Here is a 20,642-nt window from a genome sequence, read left to right on the forward strand (position 1 = left end):
ACTTTAATAAGAGATGAAAATCAATTATTCACCTTTATTTTTTTTGATGATTTCTTCAGAAATGCTCTTAGGTACTTCTTCATAATGATCGAAGTGCATAGAGAATGTTCCGCGTCCTTGTGTGTTAGAACGTAGAGATGTAGCATATCCGAACATTTCAGATAGTGGAACCATCGCTTTAACCATTTGTGTGTTACCGCGAGCTTCCATACCTTCTACACGACCACGACGAGATGTGATATCTCCCATGATGTCGCCTAGGTAATCTTCTGGAATAACTACTTCCACTTTCATGATTGGTTCAAGGATAACCGGCTTACATTTAGATGCAGCATTTTTAAGTGCCATTGATGCAGCAATTTTAAATGCCATTTCGTTGGAGTCAACGTCATGGTAAGAACCGTCAAATAATTTTGCTTTGATGTCGACTAGCGGGTAACCAGCAAGTACACCACGGTCAAGTGAATCAACTAATCCAGCTTGTACAGCAGGGATATATTCACGTGGTACTACACCACCGACGATAGCATTTTCAAATTCGAATCCTTTACCTTCTTCGTTTGGACCAAATTCGATCCATACGTGTCCGAATTGTCCACGACCACCTGATTGGCGAACGAATTTACCTTCAACTTTAGCTGAACCACGGAAAGTTTCACGGTATGCTACTTGAGGAGCACCAACGTTAGCTTCCACTTTGAATTCGCGACGCATACGGTCAACAAGGATGTCCAAGTGAAGTTCACCCATACCAGCGATAATCGTTTGACCAGTTTCTTGGTCAGTATGCGCACGGAATGTTGGATCTTCATCTTGTAGCTTTTGTAAAGCTTGACCCATTTTGTCTTGGTCTGCTTTGGATTTCGGTTCAACTGACAGTGAGATAACTGGTTCTGGGAATACCATGGATTCAAGAATTACTTGGTTCTTGTCGTCACATAGAGTATCACCAGTTGTAGTATCTTTCAAACCAACAGCAGCAGCGATATCCCCTGCATATACAGTTGAGATTTCTTCACGGCTGTTTGCATGCATTTGAAGGATACGTCCAATACGTTCACGTTTACCTTTTGTTGAGTTGATTACATAAGATCCTGATTCTAATGTACCTGAGTACACGCGGAAGAATGTAAGTTTACCAACGTAAGGGTCAGTCATAACTTTAAACGCTAAAGCGGAGAACGGTTCAGAATCATCTGAATGGCGTTCTACTTCATCTTCTGTATCCGGTAGAGTACCTTTAATAGCCGGCACGTCTAATGGAGATGGAAGGAAGTCGATAACGTTATCAAGCATTAATTGAACACCTTTGTTTTTGAAAGCTGATCCACAGATAACTGGGAAGAATTCAACGTTAACAGTTGCTGTACGAATAGCTGCTTTTAATTCAGCAATGCTGATTTCTTCGCCGCCAAGGTATTTTTCCATTAAGTCTTCATTAACTTCTGCTACTGCTTCAATTAACTTTTCACGGTATTCTTCAGCTAATTCCCTATGTTCTTCAGGAATTTCACCAACAGTGATATCAGTTCCTAGATCATTGGCATAGAAATGAGCTTTCATTTCAATAAGGTCAATGATTGCAGAGAATTGATCTTCAGCACCGATTGGTAACTGAACCGGGTGAGCATTAGCTTGTAGACGATCGTGGATTGTTCCAACTGAATATAGGAAATCCGCACCGATTTTGTCCATTTTATTTACGAATACGACACGTGGTACACCATAAGTTGTAGCTTGGCGCCAAACTGTTTCAGTTTGAGGCTCAACACCTGATTGGGCATCAAGTACAGCTACAGCTCCATCAAGTACACGCAATGAACGTTCAACTTCAACTGTGAAGTCTACGTGTCCTGGCGTATCGATGATGTTTACACGGTGACCTTTCCACTGTGCAGTTGTTGCAGCGGATGTGATCGTGATTCCACGTTCTTGTTCCTGTTCCATCCAGTCCATTTGTGAAGCACCTTCGTGTGTTTCACCAATTTTATGAATTTTACCAGTATAGTATAGAACGCGTTCTGTTGTTGTCGTTTTACCAGCATCGATGTGAGCCATGATACCAATATTACGAGTGTTTGCTAAGGAGAACTCTCTTGCCATTTGTCTTTCTCCTTCCTTTTATAAGGATTTTATAGTGATATATCTTACCAGCGATAATGAGCGAATGCTTTATTAGCTTCAGCCATTTTGTGTGTATCTTCACGTTTCTTAACAGCTGCTCCAGTATTGTTAGCAGCATCCATGATTTCATAAGCTAAGCGCTCTTCCATCGTTTTTTCTCCACGAAGACGAGAGTATTTCACTAACCAACGAAGTCCTAGAGTTGATTTGCGGTCTGGACGCACCTCAACTGGTACTTGGTAGTTAGCTCCACCTACACGGCGTGCTTTTACTTCTAATACAGGCATGATGTTTTTAAGTGCTTGATCGAAAACTTCGATTGACTCATTGCCAGTACGTTCTTTGATTAAATCAAATGCAGAGTAAAGAATTTTTTGTGATTTACCTCTTTGTCCATCAACCATTAATTTGTTGATTAAGCGAGTCACAAGTTTTGAATTATAAATTGGATCTGGTAATACGTCTCTTTTCGTTACAGGTCCTTTACGAGGCATTATATTTCCTCCTTTCAAGAAAGTTCAATTTTTGTTTAAGATTATTTTTTTGCTGCTTTCGGACGCTTAGTACCGTATTTAGAACGGCTTTGCATACGATTGTTAACTCCAGCAGTATCAAGAGCACCACGTACGATATGGTAACGTACCCCTGGTAAATCTTTTACACGACCGCCACGGATAAGAACCACGCTGTGTTCTTGTAGGTTGTGACCGATACCTGGGATATAAGCTGTTACCTCGATACCGTTTGTTAAACGTACACGCGCATATTTACGTAACGCGGAGTTTGGTTTTTTCGGTGTCATAGTTCCCACACGAGTACAAACACCACGTTTTTGCGGAGATGATACGTTAGTTTGTGCTTTTTTAAAGCTGTTGTAGCCTTTGTTAAGTGCTGGAGATTTTGAATTAACCTCTTTAGACTCGCGTCCTTTACGCACTAATTGATTAATAGTAGGCATTACATTTTTCCTCCCTTCACGTTTTCATTTCTAGTACCACACATCCAGGTGGTTCATAAATGGGTAAAAACAAAGTCTTTGCAAATATAATTGCAAAAACATTTTTACTTTTTAATGGCAACAGTTGCTGCTCCGACATCAATACCACATGCTTTGCCAAGCATTCTCATCGAATCAACATATGTGATAGGAACGTCCAATTCTTTGGCGGTCTCAACGACACGCCCAGTCAAGTATATATCTGCATCATCTGCGATGATAACTTCTTGAATTAAATTGTTTTTAAGAGCTCTAACTGCTTGTTTCGTCCCTATAATCACTGACTTTGCCTGTATTACTTTTTCATAAGACATGGTCCATATCCTCCAAAGTTACAGGGTAACATAGGAGCACCTTTGCTATAGTATCATTATTAGTCGGATACTGTCAACTTCTTTCAAAAAAATAATTCAAGCAAAAGGTTTTCCTTATATAATTCTTTTAAGATTATCTATTTGCCTAAAGGGAATATATCCGATCCTCGTACGGCTTTCAGTCAGCCATGAGTAATAAGAGAGACCAGCTCAATAAATTCTGAACCTTCAGCTCCAATAGGATACAGGAGTGTGGTTTTCAGTTTAAATTATTGAGCTGGTCCTTTTCCTTTAATCCACTGTTACAGTATCGGTACTTTCTTCACCAACAACGACAGGGTTTGCTTTTCTGTATCTAAGCATTCCCGTTCCTGCAGGGACAAGTTTACCGATGATGACATTTTCTTTAAGACCAAGCAATTCATCACGTTTTCCTTTAATCGCTGCATCAGTCAAGACTCTGGTTGTTTCTTGGAATGACGCGGCGGACAAGAAGGAATCCGTTTCTAGGGATGCTTTTGTGATACCTAGCAATACAGGACGGCCTGTAGCTGGTAATTTGTTAGTCAGCAATGCATCTGTGTTTGCAGTGGTGAACTGGTTAACATCCAATAATGTTCCTGGAAGCACTTCAGTTTCGCCAGCATCAAGCACACGGACTTTACGCATCATTTGTCTAACCATTACCTCGATATGTTTATCACCGATCTCAACACCTTGCATCCGGTATACTTTTTGAACTTCATGAAGCAGGTATTCCTGAACAGTAAGCACGTCTGTAACCTTCAGCAATTCTTTCGGATCGATAGAACCCTCTGTTAACTCTTCACCGCGACGGACAGGAGTATCAACAGTTACTCTTAAACGCGCAGTGTATGGCGCAGTATATGTGCGTGATTCAACTGCACCTTGAACAACGATTTCCTGTTGTTTATCCCGAATTTCATTAATCGAAACAACTGTTCCTTCGATTTCAGAAATGACAGCTTGACCTTTAGGGTTTCTCGCCTCAAATATTTCTTGGATACGAGGAAGACCTTGAGTGATATCGTCCCCAGCAACCCCACCTGTATGGAATGTACGCATCGTTAACTGTGTACCAGGTTCTCCGATTGATTGAGCGGCAATAATACCGACTGCTTCGCCCACTTCAACTTCTTGACCTGTAGCCAAGTTGCGTCCATAACATTTTTTACATACACCATGGCTGGTGTTACATGTAAAGGCAGAACGGATCCATGCTGTTTCAATTCCAAGTGATTCAATATAATTAGCAAGATCTTCAGTAATAAGATCATTTTCAGCCACGATTACTTCATTTGTTTCTGGATGTTTGATCGCTTTTCTTGCATAACGGCCAATCAGGCGCTCTTCAAGATGCTCAATTATTTCAGTGCCCTCTCTCAAGGCTGAAATTTTCAAGCCGCGGTCGGTTCCACAATCGTCATCACGGATGATGACATCTTGGGCAACGTCAACAAGTCGACGAGTAAGGTAACCGGAATCGGCTGTTTTAAGTGCTGTATCGGCAAGACCTTTACGCGCACCATGTGTAGAGATGAAGTACTCCAACACTGTTAAACCTTCACGGAAACTTGATTTGATCGGTAATTCAATGATACGTCCAGCCGGGTTGGCCATCAAACCACGCATACCCGCAAGCTGCGTAAAGTTGGAAGCATTACCACGGGCACCGGAGTCACTCATCATGAAGATTGGGTTGCGTCGGTCCAATGAGTCCATAAGTTTGGACTGAATGGTATCCTTGGCAGCACTCCAAATTGAAATAACGCGATCATAACGCTCATCCTCTGTAATAAGACCACGTCTGAATTGTTTCAAGACGTTATCCACTTTGGTTTGAGCCTCAGTAATGATTTCTTGTTTTTCTTTTAAAACGACAATATCAGCCACACCAACGGTAATACCAGCTTTTGTCGAATATTTGAATCCAAGATCTTTCATCCGGTCAAGCATTTTGGATGTTTCGGTAATTTTAAAGCGTTTAAAGACTTCCGCAATGATATTTCCAAGAATTTGTTTCTTGAAAGGATCAATAGCAGGTTGAGCCTTAATCAATTCAGGGATATTAGCGCCTTTTTCCACAAAATATTTCTCTGGAGTTTTCGTTTCCAAATTATATCGTGTTGGTTCGTTAATATACGGGAATGATTTTGGTAAAATTTCATTGAAGATCAATTTACCGACAGTGGTAATTAGAAGTTGGCCGTTTTGTTCTTCAGTGAGTGTTTCATTATTTAGTGACGATGCATGTACAGCACAACGGGAATGCAAGTGTACATATCCGTTTTGGTATGCAAGTAATGCTTCACTTGTATCTTTAAAGATCATACCTTCACCGATAGCGCCTTCTCTTTCCAATGTTAAGTAATAGTTACCTAATACCATATCTTGTGAAGGTGTAACGACAGGTTTACCATCTTTAGGGTTCAAAATGTTCTGTGCTGCAAGCATAAGCATGCGTGCTTCGGCTTGGGCTTCAGAAGATAGAGGAACGTGGACCGCCATTTGGTCACCGTCAAAGTCAGCGTTGTAAGCTGTACATACGAGCGGATGCAAACGAATTGCGCGACCTTCAACCAACGTTGGTTCAAATGCTTGGATACCAAGTCTATGAAGTGTCGGTGCACGGTTCAATAGTACTGGGTGTTCTCTAATAACTTCTTCTAGTACATCCCATATTTCAGGAGATAAACGTTCAATTTTACGCTTAGCTGATTTGATGTTATGCGCTAGACCTCTTTGAACAAGCTCCTTCATAACGAATGGTTTGAATAATTCAATCGCCATTTCTTTTGGAAGACCACATTGGTACATCTTTAAGTTTGGTCCGACTACGATAACGGAACGGCCAGAATAATCAACACGTTTACCAAGAAGGTTTTGACGGAAACGTCCTTGTTTACCTTTTAACATGTGAGATAAAGATTTTAACGGACGGTTACCAGGTCCAGTTACCGGACGGCCGCGACGGCCATTATCGATAAGAGCATCGACGGCTTCTTGCAGCATACGCTTCTCGTTTTGAACGATAATGCTTGGTGCTCCAAGATCCAGTAATCTTTTCAACCGATTATTACGGTTGATAACACGGCGATATAAATCATTTAGATCAGATGTGGCAAAACGCCCTCCATCAAGTTGAACCATAGGACGAAGTTCCGGTGGAATGACCGGAAGCACGTCAAGGATCATCCATGAAGGCTCATTTCCGGAGTTACGGAATGCTTCAAGCACTTCCAAGCGTTTGATTGCACGGGTTCTGCGTTGTCCTTGAGCTGTTTTAAGCTCCTCTTTCAACGACTCTACTTCCTTTTCCGTATCAATATCTTGTAAAAGTTTTTTAATAGCTTCCGCACCCATGGCAGCTTGGAACTTCTTACCGTATTTTTCACGGTATGTACGATATTCCTTTTCAGAAAGAAGCTGTTTCTTTTCTAAAGTTGTATCGCCCGTTTCAGTTACTACGTAAGATGCAAAGTAAATAACTTCTTCCAATGCACGTGGAGACATGTCAAGTACAAGTCCCATACGGCTTGGGATACCTTTAAAGTACCATATGTGTGAAACTGGAGCTGCCAGCTCAATATGACCCATACGCTCACGACGCACCTTAGCACGAGTGACTTCAACGCCACAACGGTCACAGACTACGCCTTTATAACGAACACGTTTATATTTTCCGCAATGACATTCCCAGTCCTTTTGAGGTCCAAAAATTCTCTCACAGAATAAACCGTCTTTTTCTGGCTTTAACGTACGATAGTTGATTGTTTCTGGTTTTTTAACTTCTCCATGGGACCAAGAACGAATCTTGTCTGGTGAAGCAAGACCAATTTTCATATACTCAAAATTATTAACGTCTAACAAGGGGCCTACCTCCCTTTTAATCTCCAGGTTTAACCCTTGATTGCCGTCAAATATCAGGCAATCTTACACCGGATGATGGTTGATTGAATCAATAAGGCTCTAACAAGGCAGCATGATCTTCAAAGGAACATCTTGCTGCCAGTCAGAGCGGGTAATATATAACTAGATATGTTTATAATTTTATTCTTTGACAGGTGCCCCTACTTCGGAAGCAACCATATCTTTAGTTTCTGAATCAAGGCTTAATTTGTCTGCTTGGTTGGCTTCTTCTTCATCTTCCAAATCACGCATTTCGATTTCACGATCTTCAGCATTAAGAATTTTAACATCCAATCCTAAACTTTGAAGCTCCTTAATCAATACTTTGAAGGACTCAGGAACGCCTGGCTCAGGGACATTTTCGCCTTTGACAATCGCTTCGTAAGTTTTAACACGACCTACGACATCATCTGATTTAACGGTTAGGATTTCTTGTAATGTATAAGCAGCACCATAAGCTTCAAGTGCCCATACTTCCATCTCACCGAAACGCTGTCCACCAAATTGCGCTTTACCACCAAGTGGCTGTTGCGTAACAAGGGAGTAAGGTCCAGTTGAACGTGCATGAAGTTTATCATCGACCATATGTGCCAGTTTGATCATATACATGACACCAACTGATACACGGTTATCGAATGCTTCACCTGAACGGCCATCATAAAGGACAGTTTTTGCATCACGGGACATTCCGGCTTCTTCAATCGTACCCCAAACATCTTCCTCAGTGGCACCATCGAATACAGGAGATGCTACATGAATGCCAAGTGCGCGTGCAGCCATACCTAAGTGAAGCTCCAACACCTGACCGATGTTCATACGTGAAGGTACACCCAATGGGTTTAACATGATGTCGACTGGAGTGCCATCTGGTAAATAAGGCATATCTTCTTCAGGAAGGATCCTAGAGATTACCCCTTTGTTACCATGTCGTCCAGCCATTTTATCGCCTTCATGGATTTTACGTTTTTGAACGATATATACACGTGCTAATTGGTTTACACCAGGAGGCAGTTCATCGCCGTCTTCTCTGTTGAATACTTTAACATCAAGAACGATTCCGCCGCCGCCGTGAGGTACACGAAGTGATGTATCCCTTACTTCACGTGCTTTTTCACCGAAGATTGCATGTAATAGACGTTCCTCAGCAGTCAGTTCCGTTACACCTTTTGGCGTCACTTTACCAACGAGAAGGTCTCCGTCTTTCACTTCAGCACCCACACGGATAATTCCTCGCTCATCAAGATTGCGAAGCGCATCTTCCCCTACGTTAGGGATATCACGGGTGATTTCTTCAGGCCCTAATTTTGTATCGCGTGATTCAGATTCATATTCTTCAATATGAATAGAAGTGTACACATCATCTTTAACCAATCGTTCACTCATGATGATGGCATCTTCATAGTTATATCCATCCCATGTCATGAAGGCAACCAATACGTTACGTCCAAGTGCCAACTCACCCTGTTCCATTGAAGGACCATCAGCAAGAATCTCACCTTTTACGACGTTGTCGCCAACACTGACGATAGGGCGTTGATTATAGCACGTTCCTTGGTTAGAACGAATGAATTTTAATAGACGGTATTTATCAAGGTTTCCTTTTACTTGCTGTCCGTCAACTTCACTTACCCTACGTACCCATACTTCACGTGATTCAACGTGTTCTACGATACCAGGGTGTTTACAAATGACAGCAGCACCGGAGTCTTTCGCTGAAACATACTCCATACCCGTCCCAACTCGAGGGGCTTCCGGTTGCAGCAAAGGCACCGCTTGACGTTGCATGTTAGCTCCCATAAGGGCACGGTTGGAGTCATCATTCTCCAAGAAAGGAATACATGCTGTCGCAGCAGATACAACCTGTTTAGGAGATACATCCATGTAATCGACGCGATCACGCGGAACAACGGTATTTTCACCGCGGAAACGTGCAACAACATCATTATCAAGGAATGATCCGTCATCTGATAGACGTACATTCGCTTGGGCAACTACATAATTATCTTCCTCATCAGCTGTTAAGTAATCGATTTGGCTTGTAATTTTGCCTGTTTCAGGGTCCACACGGCGATATGGTGTTTCAATGAAGCCATATGGGTTAACCTTTGCAAAACTGGATAATGAGTTAATCAAACCAATATTCGGTCCCTCAGGCGTTTCAATTGGACACATGCGGCCATAGTGGGAGTAATGAACGTCACGTACTTCAAAGCCAGCACGCTCACGTGTCAGACCACCAGGTCCCAATGCAGATAGACGACGTTTATGCGTCAATTCAGCCAACGGGTTCGTTTGATCCATGAATTGAGAAAGCTGTGAGCTTCCAAAGAATTCTTTAATAGATGCAATAACTGGACGAATGTTAATTAGTTGCTGTGGAGTGATTGTATTCGTATCCTGAATAGACATTCTTTCACGAACGACACGTTCCATACGAGATAAACCAATTCTAAATTGGTTTTGCAGCAATTCACCAACAGAACGCAGACGACGGTTTCCTAAATGGTCAATATCATCTGTGATTCCTACACCATGCAATAAGTTAAAGAAATAACTGATGGAAGAAATGATATCAGCCGGTGTAATGTTTTTAACCTGGTCGGTCACGTAAGCATTACCGATGATATTGATCACTTTTTCGCCTTCAGCATCGTTTGGTGCAAACACTTTAATAGGTTGAAGAAGAGTTTCTTCTTCTACTACACCACCTGATGGATGGAATGTTTTGAATCCGATTCCAGCTTCGATATGAGGCAGAATCCTATCAAGGGTCCGACGATCAAGCATTGTACCTTTTTCGACGATGATTTCACCTGTTTCAGGGTCAATCAAAGTCTCCGCAATACGTTGTCCGAATAAACGGTTCTTAATATGCAGTTTTTTGTTTATTTTATAACGGCCTACATTAGCTAAATCATAACGTTTCGGATCAAAAAAGCGTGATACTAAAAGACTTTTCGCGTTTTCGACAGTAGGCGGTTCACCTGGGCGTAGACGCTCATAGATTTCCAGTAATGCTTTTTCCACACTCTCAGTGTTGTCCTTTTCGAGAGTGTTACGAAGGTATTCGTTGTCTCCGATTAAATCGATGATTTCTTGATCAGTTCCGAATCCAAGGGCACGCATCAATACCGTAATCGGTAATTTCCTGGTGCGATCGATTCTAACATACACAACATCCTTGGCGTCTGTTTCATATTCGAGCCATGCGCCACGGTTAGGAATTACGGTCGCAGAGAAACCAAGCTTACCGTTTTTATCCATTTTCCCATTGTAGTAAACACTCGGTGAGCGCACTAATTGGGATACAATTACCCGTTCAGCACCATTGATGACAAATGTACCTGTTTCAGTCATCAGCGGGAAGTCTCCCATAAATACATCCTGGTCTTTCACTTCCCCTGTTTCTTTGTTAACAAGGCGCACTTTCACACGAAGTGGTGCAGAATACGTAACATCGCGTTCTTTTGTTTCTTCCACAGAATACTTCGGCTCAGCTAAGCTGTAATCGATGAATTCTAACGATAAATTACCTGTAAAATCCTCAATAGGAGAAATATCCTGGAACATTTCCTTTAAACCTACATCTAGAAACCATTGATAAGAAGCTGTTTGAATTTCAATCAGATTCGGAAGATCCAAAACCTCACTGATTCTTGCATAACTTCTACGTTGGCGGTGTCGTCCATACTGAACAAGTTGACCTGTCAACTGATTCACCCCTTAAATCAAGCGTTATAAGGATCCATTTGCCTCGGAAAAGGAATCATTTCCATAGACAAAAAGAAAATGGTTTTTATTTTAAAAACCACTATTTCTCATAAAACGAACTATTATTTATATATTTTTCCCATATTATCCATTGGTTATACACCAATGGTATAAAAATTGCATAGTTACGGAATTATATATATGCATTTTATAATACTAACATAGCGAAAATTTAGAGTCAAACCTTTTTGGATAATAGTATATAGTAACCCTTTTTCTTAATTGGCACCTCAATATTTCCAAATAATTGCTCCATTTTATCCATTGCGGATGGAGCACCTTGTTTTTTTTGAATGACAACCCATAATTCTCCACCAGCTACCAAACTGCGATAGCTTTCTTCTAAAATTTCGTGGACTACACTTTTGCCTGCGCGAATGGGAGGGTTCGTAAGAATTGCCGCGAATTGATTGGAGCCAACTTTGTCAAAACGATCACTTTCGTAAATCTTCACATTTGCGATCCCATTAGAAGCGGCATTCTCTTTTGACAATTCAACTGCTCGGCTATTTATATCAATCATTTCTAGCGTTCTATCGGGATAAGCTGCCGCAATCGATATTCCGATTGGGCCATAACCGCAACCAACATCGAGAATATCTCCTTCCACAGCTTCATTAAGGTTAAAACTCTCAACCAAAAGACGCGATCCGAAATCAACTTCCTTTTTCGAAAAAACACCATTATCACTTTTAAAGCGAAAGGCACGTCCCTTTAATGTGAAATCCCAAAATTTCGGATTACTTACGACATCCGGTTTATGTGAGTAGTAATGCTCTGTCAGAGTCATCTCCCCCTATCAGAAAGGAATATTGAAGATTTAATGAGAGAAGAGAATTGAAGAATGGATGCTTGCACGCCGGAATGTTTGAAAAACTAAACCCTTTAATCAAACCATTAACGGCTTTTTTTCGTCATTTCTTTAAAATGAAGAAAAAAAGCCCGCCAGTGATAGCGAGCTTTTTGTTTATGCAAGATTACTTAACTTCAACGCCAGCTCCAACTTCTTCAAGTTTAGCTTTAACTTCTTCAGCTTCTTCTTTAGAAGCGCCTTCTTTGATTGCTTTTGGAGTGTTGTCAACAAGTTCTTTTGCTTCTTTAAGTCCAAGACCTGTTACTTCACGTACAGCTTTGATAACTTTGATTTTTTGATCTCCAGCAGATGTAAGGATTACATCAAACTCAGTTTGCTCTTCAGCAGCAGCGCCACCAGCAGCAGCTACAGCTACAGGTGCAGCAGCAGTTACGCCAAATTCTTCTTCGATTGCTTTTACAAGGTCGTTTAATTCTAAAACAGTCATGTTTTTAACTGCTTCTAAGATTTGATCTTTAGTCATTTTTATTTCCTCCTCGAAATGGTTGGTTTTTTTTTGAATCAATAGGCTAAATAAGCGATTAGCTTACGCGCCTTGTTCTTCTTTTTGATCTGCAACTGCTTTTGTAGCAAGAGCAAGTCCGCGCATAGGTGCTTGTAGCACGCTGAGTAGCATTGAAAGTAGGCCTTCGCGTGAAGGTAGTTCTGCAAGAGCTTTAATTTCTTCAGCAGTTGCAACATTTCCTTCGATAACTCCAGCTTTGATTTCTAAAGCTTCATGTTTTTTCGCAAAATCGTTAAGGATTTTTGCTGGCGCAATAACATCTTCAGTTGAGAATGCAATTGCGTTTGGTCCTGTTAATGATTCGTTCAAAGCGCTAAGTTCAGCACTTTCCGCAGCACGACGAGTCATAGAGTTTTTGTAAACTTTAAACTCAACGCCAGCTTCACGAAGTTGCTTACGAAGTTCTGTTAATTCAGCAACAGTCAATCCACGGTAGTCAACAACTACTGTTGATTGGCTTGCAGTTAATTTATCAGTAATCTCAGCAACGATTTTTTGCTTTTGTTCAATAATTGCGTTCATCCTTACACCTCCTGTAGATTTGCTTGAAAACATTTATACCGTTTCAAAGAAAAAGCCTTCATCTCTATTGCAGACATGAAGGCAGTAATTTCAAAAGTCATAGTCAAGGACTATTATTATCGAATTACCTCGGCAGGGAATTAAGCTCGTAACGAGCACCTACTGTCTACGGTACAAATGATATTCATTTATTCACAACAAAACTTATTATAACAATAATAGTTTTGGAATGTCAATTATTTATTGAAAGTAGAAGGATCAACTTTCACGCCAGGGCCCATAGTAGTTGTTACAGAAACGTTTTTCATGTAAGTCCCTTTAGCAGCCGCAGGTTTAACTTTCATTAATGTATCATAGATAGTCGTGAAGTTTTCCACTAGTTTAGCATCTTCGAAAGATACTTTACCGATTGGAGCGTGGATGTTACCAGCTTTATCTACGCGGTATTCAACTTTACCAGCTTTGATTTCATTAACAGCTTTCGTTACGTCGAATGTTACTGTACCAGTTTTAGGGTTAGGCATTAATCCTTTAGGTCCTAATACACGGCCAAGTTTACCAACTTCACCCATCATGTCTGGAGTCGCTACGATTACATCGAATTCGAACCATCCTTGTTGGATTTTGTTGATGAAGTCAGATTCGCCAACGTAGTCAGCACCAGCAGCTTCCGCTTCTTTTGCTTTTTCGCCTTTAGCGAACACTAATACGCGTTGAGTTTTACCAGTACCATTCGGAAGCACAACAGCTCCACGAATTTGTTGGTCAGCTTTCTTAGGGTCTACACCTAAACGGAAAGCAACTTCAACAGTCGCATCGAATTTTGCGAAGTTTGCTTTTTTAGCAACTTCGATTGCTTCAGTTACAGCATAAGCCTTAGAAACTTCTACAAGCTTAGCTGCTTCAAGATACTTTTTACCTTTTTTCGCCATGATATAAATCCTCCTAAATTGTGGTTTTAACGGAATGACCTCCCACGAATAAAGGTTGCGAGTATCAATCGCAACCCCGTAGAAACAAATAGCAATTACATGGATTAGTCTTCGATGACAATACCCATGCTGCGAGCAGTACCTTCAACCATACGCATTGCAGCTTCAACGCTTGCAGCGTTTAGGTCAGGCATTTTAGTTTCAGCAATCTCGCGCACTTGATCACGCTTGACTGTAGCAACTTTTTTACGGTTAGGTTCACCAGAACCAGACTCGATACCAGCTACTTTCTTAAGCAATACTGCAGCCGGTGGAGTTTTTGTAATGAATGTAAATGAACGGTCTTCAAATACCGTGATTTCAACAGGAATAATTAGACCAGCTTGATCTGCTGTACGAGCGTTGAACTCCTTACAGAATCCCATGATGTTTACACCAGCTTGACCTAATGCAGGACCGACCGGCGGTGCAGGATTCGCTTTACCAGCAGGAATTTGCAATTTAACCATTTTAATTACTTTTTTAGCCACGAGACACACCTCCTTATAAGTCCGTGATGTGGTAATAGGGTAATACCCTCCCACTCATCTTGAATTCTTTATATATTAATAAAGAATGCTTGTATCGTTGAGGCCTAAAAATTGAAACATACTGACCTTTGAAATTTTACCACTTTCAAAAGGCAATTTCAAGTTTTTTTCCGTTTATAATTTTTCCACCTGATTAAAATCAAGTTCAACCGGTGTATCACGACCGAACATATTGACTAGGACCCTTACTTTCCCTTTGTCTTTATCAAGTTCTTCAATCGGCCCTGCAAAGGTTGCAAATGGTCCTTCTTTAACTTGAACCGTATCACCGAGTTCAAAATCAACTTCGATTTTACTTTCATCTACGCCCATTCGTTTAAGAACGACTTCAATTTCTTCCGGCAGCAATGCAGTCGGTTTTGACCCAGCTCCAGATGAACCTACGAAACCTGTTACGCCAGGCGTATTCCGGACAACATACCATGAATCATCCGTCATGATGATCTCAACCAATACATAACCTGGAAACACTTTCTTTTTGGTCACTTTCTTTTTGCCATCTTTCACTTCTGTTTCTTCTTCTTCTGGAACTACAACGCGAAAGATCTTGTCTTCCATCCCCATAGTTTCAACACGTTTTTCCAAGTTAGCCTTAACTTTGTTCTCGTAACCTGAATAGGTGTGAACTACATACCAATTCTTTTCCATGTGTTAGGACTTTATCGTCCTTCCCTCCCTGCAATCAATCATTTTCTTTATTAATCTTTATCTTTGAACGTTTTAGCCAAAAAACCATACCGGCGTCAACCCGACTTAGCTAGAATATATTGTGATGATTCATATTACAGCAGTGCTCGATTTTGATCTTCTTCACTTCTTAAAAAAGACAAATTAAAAAACCCGTTTCCGGGCTTTTCTGCTGACACATATTATTCTATCACTATTATACCTTATTTTCGAATCTCTTATTCAATAACCAAGCGAATTAATTCAGAAATGCCCAAATCGACCACTGTAAAGAATAAAGCCATAAACACTACAGTCGTTACTACCACGATTGTATATTTGGTAAGCTCCTTGCGTTTCGGCCAGCTTACCTTTTGCATTTCGCGAGCTACTCCGCTGAAAAATTCGGTAAAACGTTTCATGAATGTATCCTCCAAGCATTAGAAGCTTCTGTCAATCTATTTATAAAACGGTTATTTCGTTTCTTTATGAATCGAGTGTGAGTTGCACGTACTGCAAAATTTCTTGATTTCCAGTCGTTCGCCGCTTGTCGATTGTTTGCTCTCATAACTATAATTCCTTGAACCGCAATCAGTGCAGGCAAGAACTATTTTTTTTCGCATTAGATACACCTATCCTATCTACTATATCCATAAAACCTTATCACGACTGTTTTTTATTGTCAATATCAAAGCGGGTTTAGCCCATTATGGACACCGGAAATCAAAACATAGGTTTACTTAACATCCATTAAAAAATCTTAGTGAATAATAAACTTCCATGTGGAGAAGGGACAGATGAAATTAAGCGGAAAAAGCGGAGGGATTATAAACTGATTTCCCTTACTTCCAGATAGCGCTCGAGCTTTCTTTTCACCCGCTGAAGGGCGTTGTCGATTGACTTAACATGCCGGTTCAACTCTTCCGAAATTTCTTGGTAGGTTTGCCCATCCAGGTAAAGAGCTAACACTTTTCTCTCAAGATCACTCAGGAGCTCGGCCATCTTTAATTCGATATCGTCAAACTCTTCTTGGTTGATGATCAGTTCTTCCGGGTCCAAAACTTTCGTACCCGATATAATATCCATTAGAGTTCGGTCCGATTCCTCATCATAAATGGGCTTGTCCAGGGAAACATAGGAATTGAGCGGAATATGTTTTTGACGTGTTGCTGTTTTGATAGCTGTAATGATCTGCCTTGTAATGCATAGTTCTGCAAATGCTTTAAAAGAAGATAACTTATCCCCTTTAAAATCACGGACTGCTTTATATAAACCAATCATACCTTCTTGCACGATGTCTTCCTTATCGGCACCAATCAAGAAATAAGTCCTTGCCTTCGCTCTTACAAAATTACGATACTTTTGGATCAAATAATCCAGTGCTTCACTGTCTCCAGTGTGCACCAACCCTATCAATTCATCATCCTCAAACTGCAGATACTTTTCGTTCAGCTTCATTCCGAATTTGAGACCCACATTATATCCCCCTGACCTGACTCAGATAGAAATATTATACAGCAGGTAAATTTTACCCGTCAATGGTTCATATTTTACCTCGGCGCCATTTTTCGAAAATTTCTGCCACTTCTTCACTTAAAGGAATTTTAGCCACGGGTCTTATCGTCGTTGTTTTTCTTACATCTTTCTTGATTTCGCCTTGAATTTCTTCCATTTCAATAAGCAGTTCACGAGCGGATTTCCTTAGGGCCCCTTGGCCAAAGATCACCCACTGTTCCGTGAAGTCGGAAGTTGCCACTTGAATTTGCGTTTTGACATTATTCAGTTCAATAGCCATCTTTTCTATTCTTTCATCCGCAGTTTCATTTTCTTTTGTAAAAATTACATCAACATTGTGATTTTTGAATATGCGGGCAATTCCCTGAACATATTGAGCGTCAAATACGACAATTACACGGAATCCGGTAAATGCTTGATATTCCGCCATCATTTCTATCAATCGATCTCTTGCAGCAGCAAGATCCCGTTCTTTTAATTCTCTCAGTTCCGGCCAAGCTCCAATAATGTTATAACCGTCCACCAACAGAATATTCATTGCATCATTGCCCTAGGGGATTTCTTTTTCTATAAACCTCATACATCAATAAACCGGCTGCTACCGATGCATTTAACGAAGTTACTTGTCCTGCCATAGGGAGACGGATGAGAAAATCACATTTATCCTTCATTAACCGGGCCATGCCTTTTCCTTCGCTGCCGATAACAAGTCCGATAGGCATCTTTCCATCCATGTTACGGTAATCATCGCTGCCTTTCGCGTCGGTACCGACTATCCATACCCCACGCTCTTTCAACTCTTCCACTGCTCTTGCCAAATTTGTAACGCGAGCTACCGGAATATATTCGATTGCACCCGTCGAAGCTTTTGCCACTGTTGCCGTCAAGCCCACCGCTCTTCTTTTTGGTATGATGATTCCATGGGCCCCGACTGCATCAGCCGTCCTCATGATCGAACCTAAATTATGCGGGTCTTCAACTTCATCAAGGATCATGAAAAAAGGTGCTTCGTCCCGTTCAGCCGCTTTTGCGAATAGGTCATCCAATTCCACATATTCATATGCAGCCACTTGTGCGATAACGCCTTGATGGATGCCTTCTGCCATTTGGTCAATTTTTTTCTTCGGTACGATTTGCACGAATACCTTCTTTTCCTTCGCCAGACCGATTAGTGGTTGCATCGAGCCTTTTTGTGAGCCCTCGGCTATCCAGATTTTATTAATATCCCGTTCGGAGCGAAGTGCTTCCAATACGGGGTTTCTGCCAATGATATATTCTTCGCTCATGGGTTACTCCCCTTTTCTTCTTCAATGTATTCAATGGATTTTTTGATGAGTTCTTCCATTCTTTCTATTCGACCTGATAAATACAAAAATCCCATAAGTGCCTCGAAGGCTGTACTGTAGCGATATGTTTGCACATCTGTATTCTTCGGTACCGAACCGGATTTTGCATTTCGGCCGCGCCGAACGACAGCCGATTCCTCTTCCGATAACCAATCTGACTCCAGAAAAAAGTGGATGATTTTATTTTGCGCTTTAGCAGCTACAAAAGATGTAGCTTTTTTGTGAAGTAGATTGGGCTTGACCGCTCCTTTTTGAATGAGGTGATGCCGTATATACGTTTCGTATACAGCATCACCTATATATGCTAAAGCAAGACTGTTCAGCATTTTTGCATCTACCTTACTATCGTAATGAAGCATTAATTACCCTCTTTTCCATCTTGTACCTTGAGGGGTATCCTCTAATATGATATTCATGTTTTTCAAGCGATCACGAATTTCATCAGATAACCCAAAGTTGCGGTCTTTCCGCGCTTGAATTCTCTGCTGTATCAACCCTTCAATTTCTTCATCCAATAGCCCCTCTTCTCCAAGAGACAAACCCAGGACAGAAAATAAGTTGTTGAATTTATCAAGGAAAGCCTCAATCACTTCCTTGTCTGTGTTTTTCTCCATCAAGTAATAATTTGCCTGTTTGGAAAGTTCAAAGAGTATGGATATTGCATTAGCTGTGTTGAAATCATCGTCCATTTCCTTAATGAATTGTTCATGTAATTCATTCAGCTTCTCCAACCAAACATCATTATTCTCAGTCAATCCGTCACTTACTTGAAGACGATGCTTTAAGTTTTGATATGATGTCCTTAAGCGATCAAGGGACGCTTTTACATTTTCAAGCACTTCTTCACTATAATTGATGGGATGACGGTAATGTACAGATAACATAAAGAAGCGTAGCACTTGTGGATCATGCTTCTGAATGATGTCATGCACAAGGACGAAATTGCCTAAGGACTTAGACATTTTTTCATTCTCAATATTTATATACCCATTATGCATCCAATAATTCGCAAACGTTTTACCCGTCAATGCTTCGGATTGTGCAATTTCATTTTCATGATGCGGGAAAGCCAGATCTTGACCTCCTGCATGAATATCGATTGTATCGCCCAAATACTTTTTGACCATTGCGGAGCATTCGATATGCCAGCCAGGACGCCCCTTACCCCATGGGCTCTCCCAAGATATTTCATCATCCTTGGCCTTTTTCCAAAGGGCAAAATCAAGGGCATCTTGTTTTTTCTCCCCTATTTCAATACGTGCCCCCACTCGCAGCTCATCGATGGACTGATGTGAAAGTTTTCCATACCCCTCAAACTTACGAGTGCGGTAATACACATCCCCTTCAGATTCATAAGCGAATCCTTTCTCAATTAATGCCGAGATGAATTCAATGATTGCATCCATGTTCTCCATTACGGTTGGGTGAGCATCCGCTTTTTTGCAACCCAATGCTGACACGTCTTCAAAATAAGCCTTGATGAAACGCTCTGATATGGTAGGGACATCTTCCCCCAATTCTTTTGCCGCACGAATCAGCTTATCATCCACATCCGTAAAGTTCGAAACGAATTGCACATCATAACCACGGTAATCCAAATACCTACGAACTGCATCGAATACGATTGCTGGTCTTGCATTACCAATATGAATGTAATTATAGACAGTTGGTCCGCATACGTACATCTTCACCTTTCCCTCTTCAATCGGGACGAAGGTTTCCTTTTTTCTTGTAGCTGTGTTATATATTTTAATCGCCATATTATAGACTCCTTTCTTCCTGCTTCTGCTCAGCCAACTTCGCTCTTAAGGCCCTGATTTCACTATCCAATTCCTTAAAGCGATCAGCGATTGGATCAGGAAGATCTGAATGATTTAGGTCTTTTTTGATTTTGATGCCATCTTGAATGACCACTTTGCCTGGAATGCCCACCACTGTAGAATTAGGCGGCACTTCCTTTAAAACGACCGATCCTGCACCGATTTTTGAGTTTTCCCCAACAGTGATGGAACCCAGCACTTTTGCTCCTGTAGCAATCAACACATTATCCTTTATCGTAGGATGTCGTTTTCCCTTTTCCTTTCCTGTCCCCCCAAGGGTTACACCTTGAAAGACAGATACATTGTCGCCAATCTCACAAGTTTCGCCAATGACGATCCCCATTCCATGGTCAATGAAGAAACGACGGCCAATGGTAGCCCCTGGATGAATTTCAATTCCGGTAAAAAACCGACTGATTTGAGATATACTTCTTGCCAGGAAAAAGAATTTCTTCTTAAATAGTGCGTGAGCCATCCTATGACTCCAAATTGCATGTAAACCCGCGTACGTCAATATGACTTCCAAATAGCTGCGCGCAGCAGGATCTTGATCAAAAACCACTTCGATATCCTCTTTAAACATCTTTAACAAAATGATTCCCCCTATGTTCCGTCCTTTTCCAACATCCCCTTTTGAAGCTTTTAAAGCATATAAAAAAGCGTCTCTGTCCAAATAGACAGAGACGCTTAAAGCGCGGTTCCACTCTGTTTGGAATGTAAGAATCAGGTAAAGCTT

The 20,642-nt window shown here is 41.0% G+C and carries 20 protein-coding genes and 2 other annotated features (1 of these 22 cut by a window edge); all 20 genes read right to left on the reverse strand.

Annotated features, from left to right (window positions below; genetic code table 11):
- Nucleotides 1-24: 24 nt before the first annotated feature.
- On the reverse strand, nt 25-2,103 hold the full coding sequence (gene fusA, locus BS1321_RS11635; RefSeq protein WP_061440380.1) for an elongation factor G: 2,079 nt from the start codon (nt 2,101-2,103) through the stop codon (nt 25-27).
- Nucleotides 2,104-2,147: 44 nt separating this feature from the next.
- Nucleotides 2,148-2,618: a 30S ribosomal protein S7 gene (gene rpsG / locus BS1321_RS11640; protein WP_034305035.1), complete on the reverse strand. Its 471-nt coding sequence runs from the start codon at nt 2,616-2,618 to the stop codon at nt 2,148-2,150.
- A gap of 41 nt (nt 2,619-2,659) precedes the next feature.
- Nucleotides 2,660-3,082 (reverse strand): 30S ribosomal protein S12, encoded by a 423-nt coding sequence (gene rpsL, locus BS1321_RS11645; RefSeq protein ID WP_053349068.1) that lies wholly within the window; start codon nt 3,080-3,082, stop codon nt 2,660-2,662.
- 104 nt (nt 3,083-3,186) lie between these two features.
- On the reverse strand, nt 3,187-3,435 hold the full coding sequence (locus BS1321_RS11650) for a 50S ribosomal protein L7ae-like protein (RefSeq protein ID WP_034305040.1): 249 nt from the start codon (nt 3,433-3,435) through the stop codon (nt 3,187-3,189).
- Nucleotides 3,436-3,726: 291 nt separating this feature from the next.
- Nucleotides 3,727-7,326, reverse strand: coding sequence for a DNA-directed RNA polymerase subunit beta' (gene rpoC, locus BS1321_RS11655; RefSeq protein ID WP_063235793.1), 3,600 nt, complete (start codon nt 7,324-7,326; stop codon nt 3,727-3,729).
- Nucleotides 7,327-7,506: 180 nt separating this feature from the next.
- Complete coding sequence (gene rpoB, locus BS1321_RS11660; RefSeq protein WP_054398383.1) at nt 7,507-11,076, reverse strand: DNA-directed RNA polymerase subunit beta; 3,570 nt, start codon at nt 11,074-11,076, stop codon at nt 7,507-7,509.
- A gap of 238 nt (nt 11,077-11,314) precedes the next feature.
- Nucleotides 11,315-11,920 (reverse strand): class I SAM-dependent methyltransferase, encoded by a 606-nt coding sequence (locus tag BS1321_RS11665; protein ID WP_063235819.1) that lies wholly within the window; start codon nt 11,918-11,920, stop codon nt 11,315-11,317.
- 193 nt (nt 11,921-12,113) lie between these two features.
- Nucleotides 12,114-12,473, reverse strand: coding sequence for a 50S ribosomal protein L7/L12 (gene rplL, locus BS1321_RS11670; protein WP_053349071.1), 360 nt, complete (start codon nt 12,471-12,473; stop codon nt 12,114-12,116).
- Between the two features lie 63 nt (nt 12,474-12,536).
- Complete coding sequence (gene rplJ, locus BS1321_RS11675; RefSeq protein WP_063235792.1) at nt 12,537-13,037, reverse strand: 50S ribosomal protein L10; 501 nt, start codon at nt 13,035-13,037, stop codon at nt 12,537-12,539.
- A 39-nt stretch (nt 13,038-13,076) separates the two neighbouring features.
- Nucleotides 13,077-13,227, reverse strand: a sequence feature (ribosomal protein L10 leader region).
- 46 nt (nt 13,228-13,273) lie between these two features.
- On the reverse strand, nt 13,274-13,969 hold the full coding sequence (gene rplA, locus BS1321_RS11680; RefSeq protein ID WP_061440375.1) for a 50S ribosomal protein L1: 696 nt from the start codon (nt 13,967-13,969) through the stop codon (nt 13,274-13,276).
- A 104-nt stretch (nt 13,970-14,073) separates the two neighbouring features.
- Nucleotides 14,074-14,499: a 50S ribosomal protein L11 gene (gene rplK / locus BS1321_RS11685; protein ID WP_063235791.1), complete on the reverse strand. Its 426-nt coding sequence runs from the start codon at nt 14,497-14,499 to the stop codon at nt 14,074-14,076.
- Between the two features lie 174 nt (nt 14,500-14,673).
- Nucleotides 14,674-15,207, reverse strand: a complete 534-nt coding sequence (nusG, locus tag BS1321_RS11690; protein ID WP_063235790.1) for a transcription termination/antitermination protein NusG — start codon at nt 15,205-15,207, stop codon at nt 14,674-14,676.
- Nucleotides 15,208-15,464: 257 nt separating this feature from the next.
- The gene (secE, locus tag BS1321_RS11695) at nt 15,465-15,647 is read right to left on the reverse strand and encodes a preprotein translocase subunit SecE (protein ID WP_034305062.1); all 183 of its coding nucleotides are present in this window, start codon (nt 15,645-15,647) and stop codon (nt 15,465-15,467) included.
- 51 nt (nt 15,648-15,698) lie between these two features.
- Nucleotides 15,699-15,848 carry a 50S ribosomal protein L33 gene (rpmG, locus tag BS1321_RS11700; protein ID WP_081113075.1) on the reverse strand — a complete coding sequence of 50 codons (150 nt, stop codon included), beginning with the start codon at nt 15,846-15,848 and terminating at the stop codon, nt 15,699-15,701.
- 202 nt (nt 15,849-16,050) lie between these two features.
- Complete coding sequence (sigH, locus tag BS1321_RS11705) at nt 16,051-16,683, reverse strand: RNA polymerase sporulation sigma factor SigH (protein ID WP_094246690.1); 633 nt, start codon at nt 16,681-16,683, stop codon at nt 16,051-16,053.
- Nucleotides 16,684-16,768: 85 nt separating this feature from the next.
- Nucleotides 16,769-17,278, reverse strand: coding sequence for an NYN domain-containing protein (locus tag BS1321_RS11710; RefSeq protein WP_063235789.1), 510 nt, complete (start codon nt 17,276-17,278; stop codon nt 16,769-16,771).
- Nucleotides 17,279-17,282: 4 nt separating this feature from the next.
- On the reverse strand, nt 17,283-18,026 hold the full coding sequence (gene rlmB / locus BS1321_RS11715) for a 23S rRNA (guanosine(2251)-2'-O)-methyltransferase RlmB (RefSeq protein WP_063235788.1): 744 nt from the start codon (nt 18,024-18,026) through the stop codon (nt 17,283-17,285).
- Nucleotides 18,023-18,445: a Mini-ribonuclease 3 gene (locus BS1321_RS11720; RefSeq protein ID WP_063235787.1), complete on the reverse strand. Its 423-nt coding sequence runs from the start codon at nt 18,443-18,445 to the stop codon at nt 18,023-18,025. Before BS1321_RS11720 ends, rlmB begins: the two co-directional genes overlap by 4 nt.
- 3 nt (nt 18,446-18,448) lie before the next feature.
- The gene (cysS, locus tag BS1321_RS11725) at nt 18,449-19,846 is read right to left on the reverse strand and encodes a cysteine--tRNA ligase (protein ID WP_063235786.1); all 1,398 of its coding nucleotides are present in this window, start codon (nt 19,844-19,846) and stop codon (nt 18,449-18,451) included.
- Between the two features lies 1 nt (nt 19,847).
- A complete protein-coding gene (gene cysE, locus BS1321_RS11730) occupies nt 19,848-20,498 on the reverse strand; it encodes a serine O-acetyltransferase (RefSeq protein ID WP_063235785.1) in 651 nt (216 codons plus the stop codon).
- 84 nt (nt 20,499-20,582) lie between these two features.
- Nucleotides 20,583-20,642: a binding site (T-box leader), on the reverse strand; it runs 189 nt beyond the window's last position.

The sequence above is a fragment of the Peribacillus simplex NBRC 15720 = DSM 1321 genome, assembly GCF_002243645.1.
In the GTDB taxonomy this organism is placed as follows: Bacteria; Bacillota; Bacilli; order Bacillales; family DSM-1321; genus Peribacillus; species Peribacillus simplex.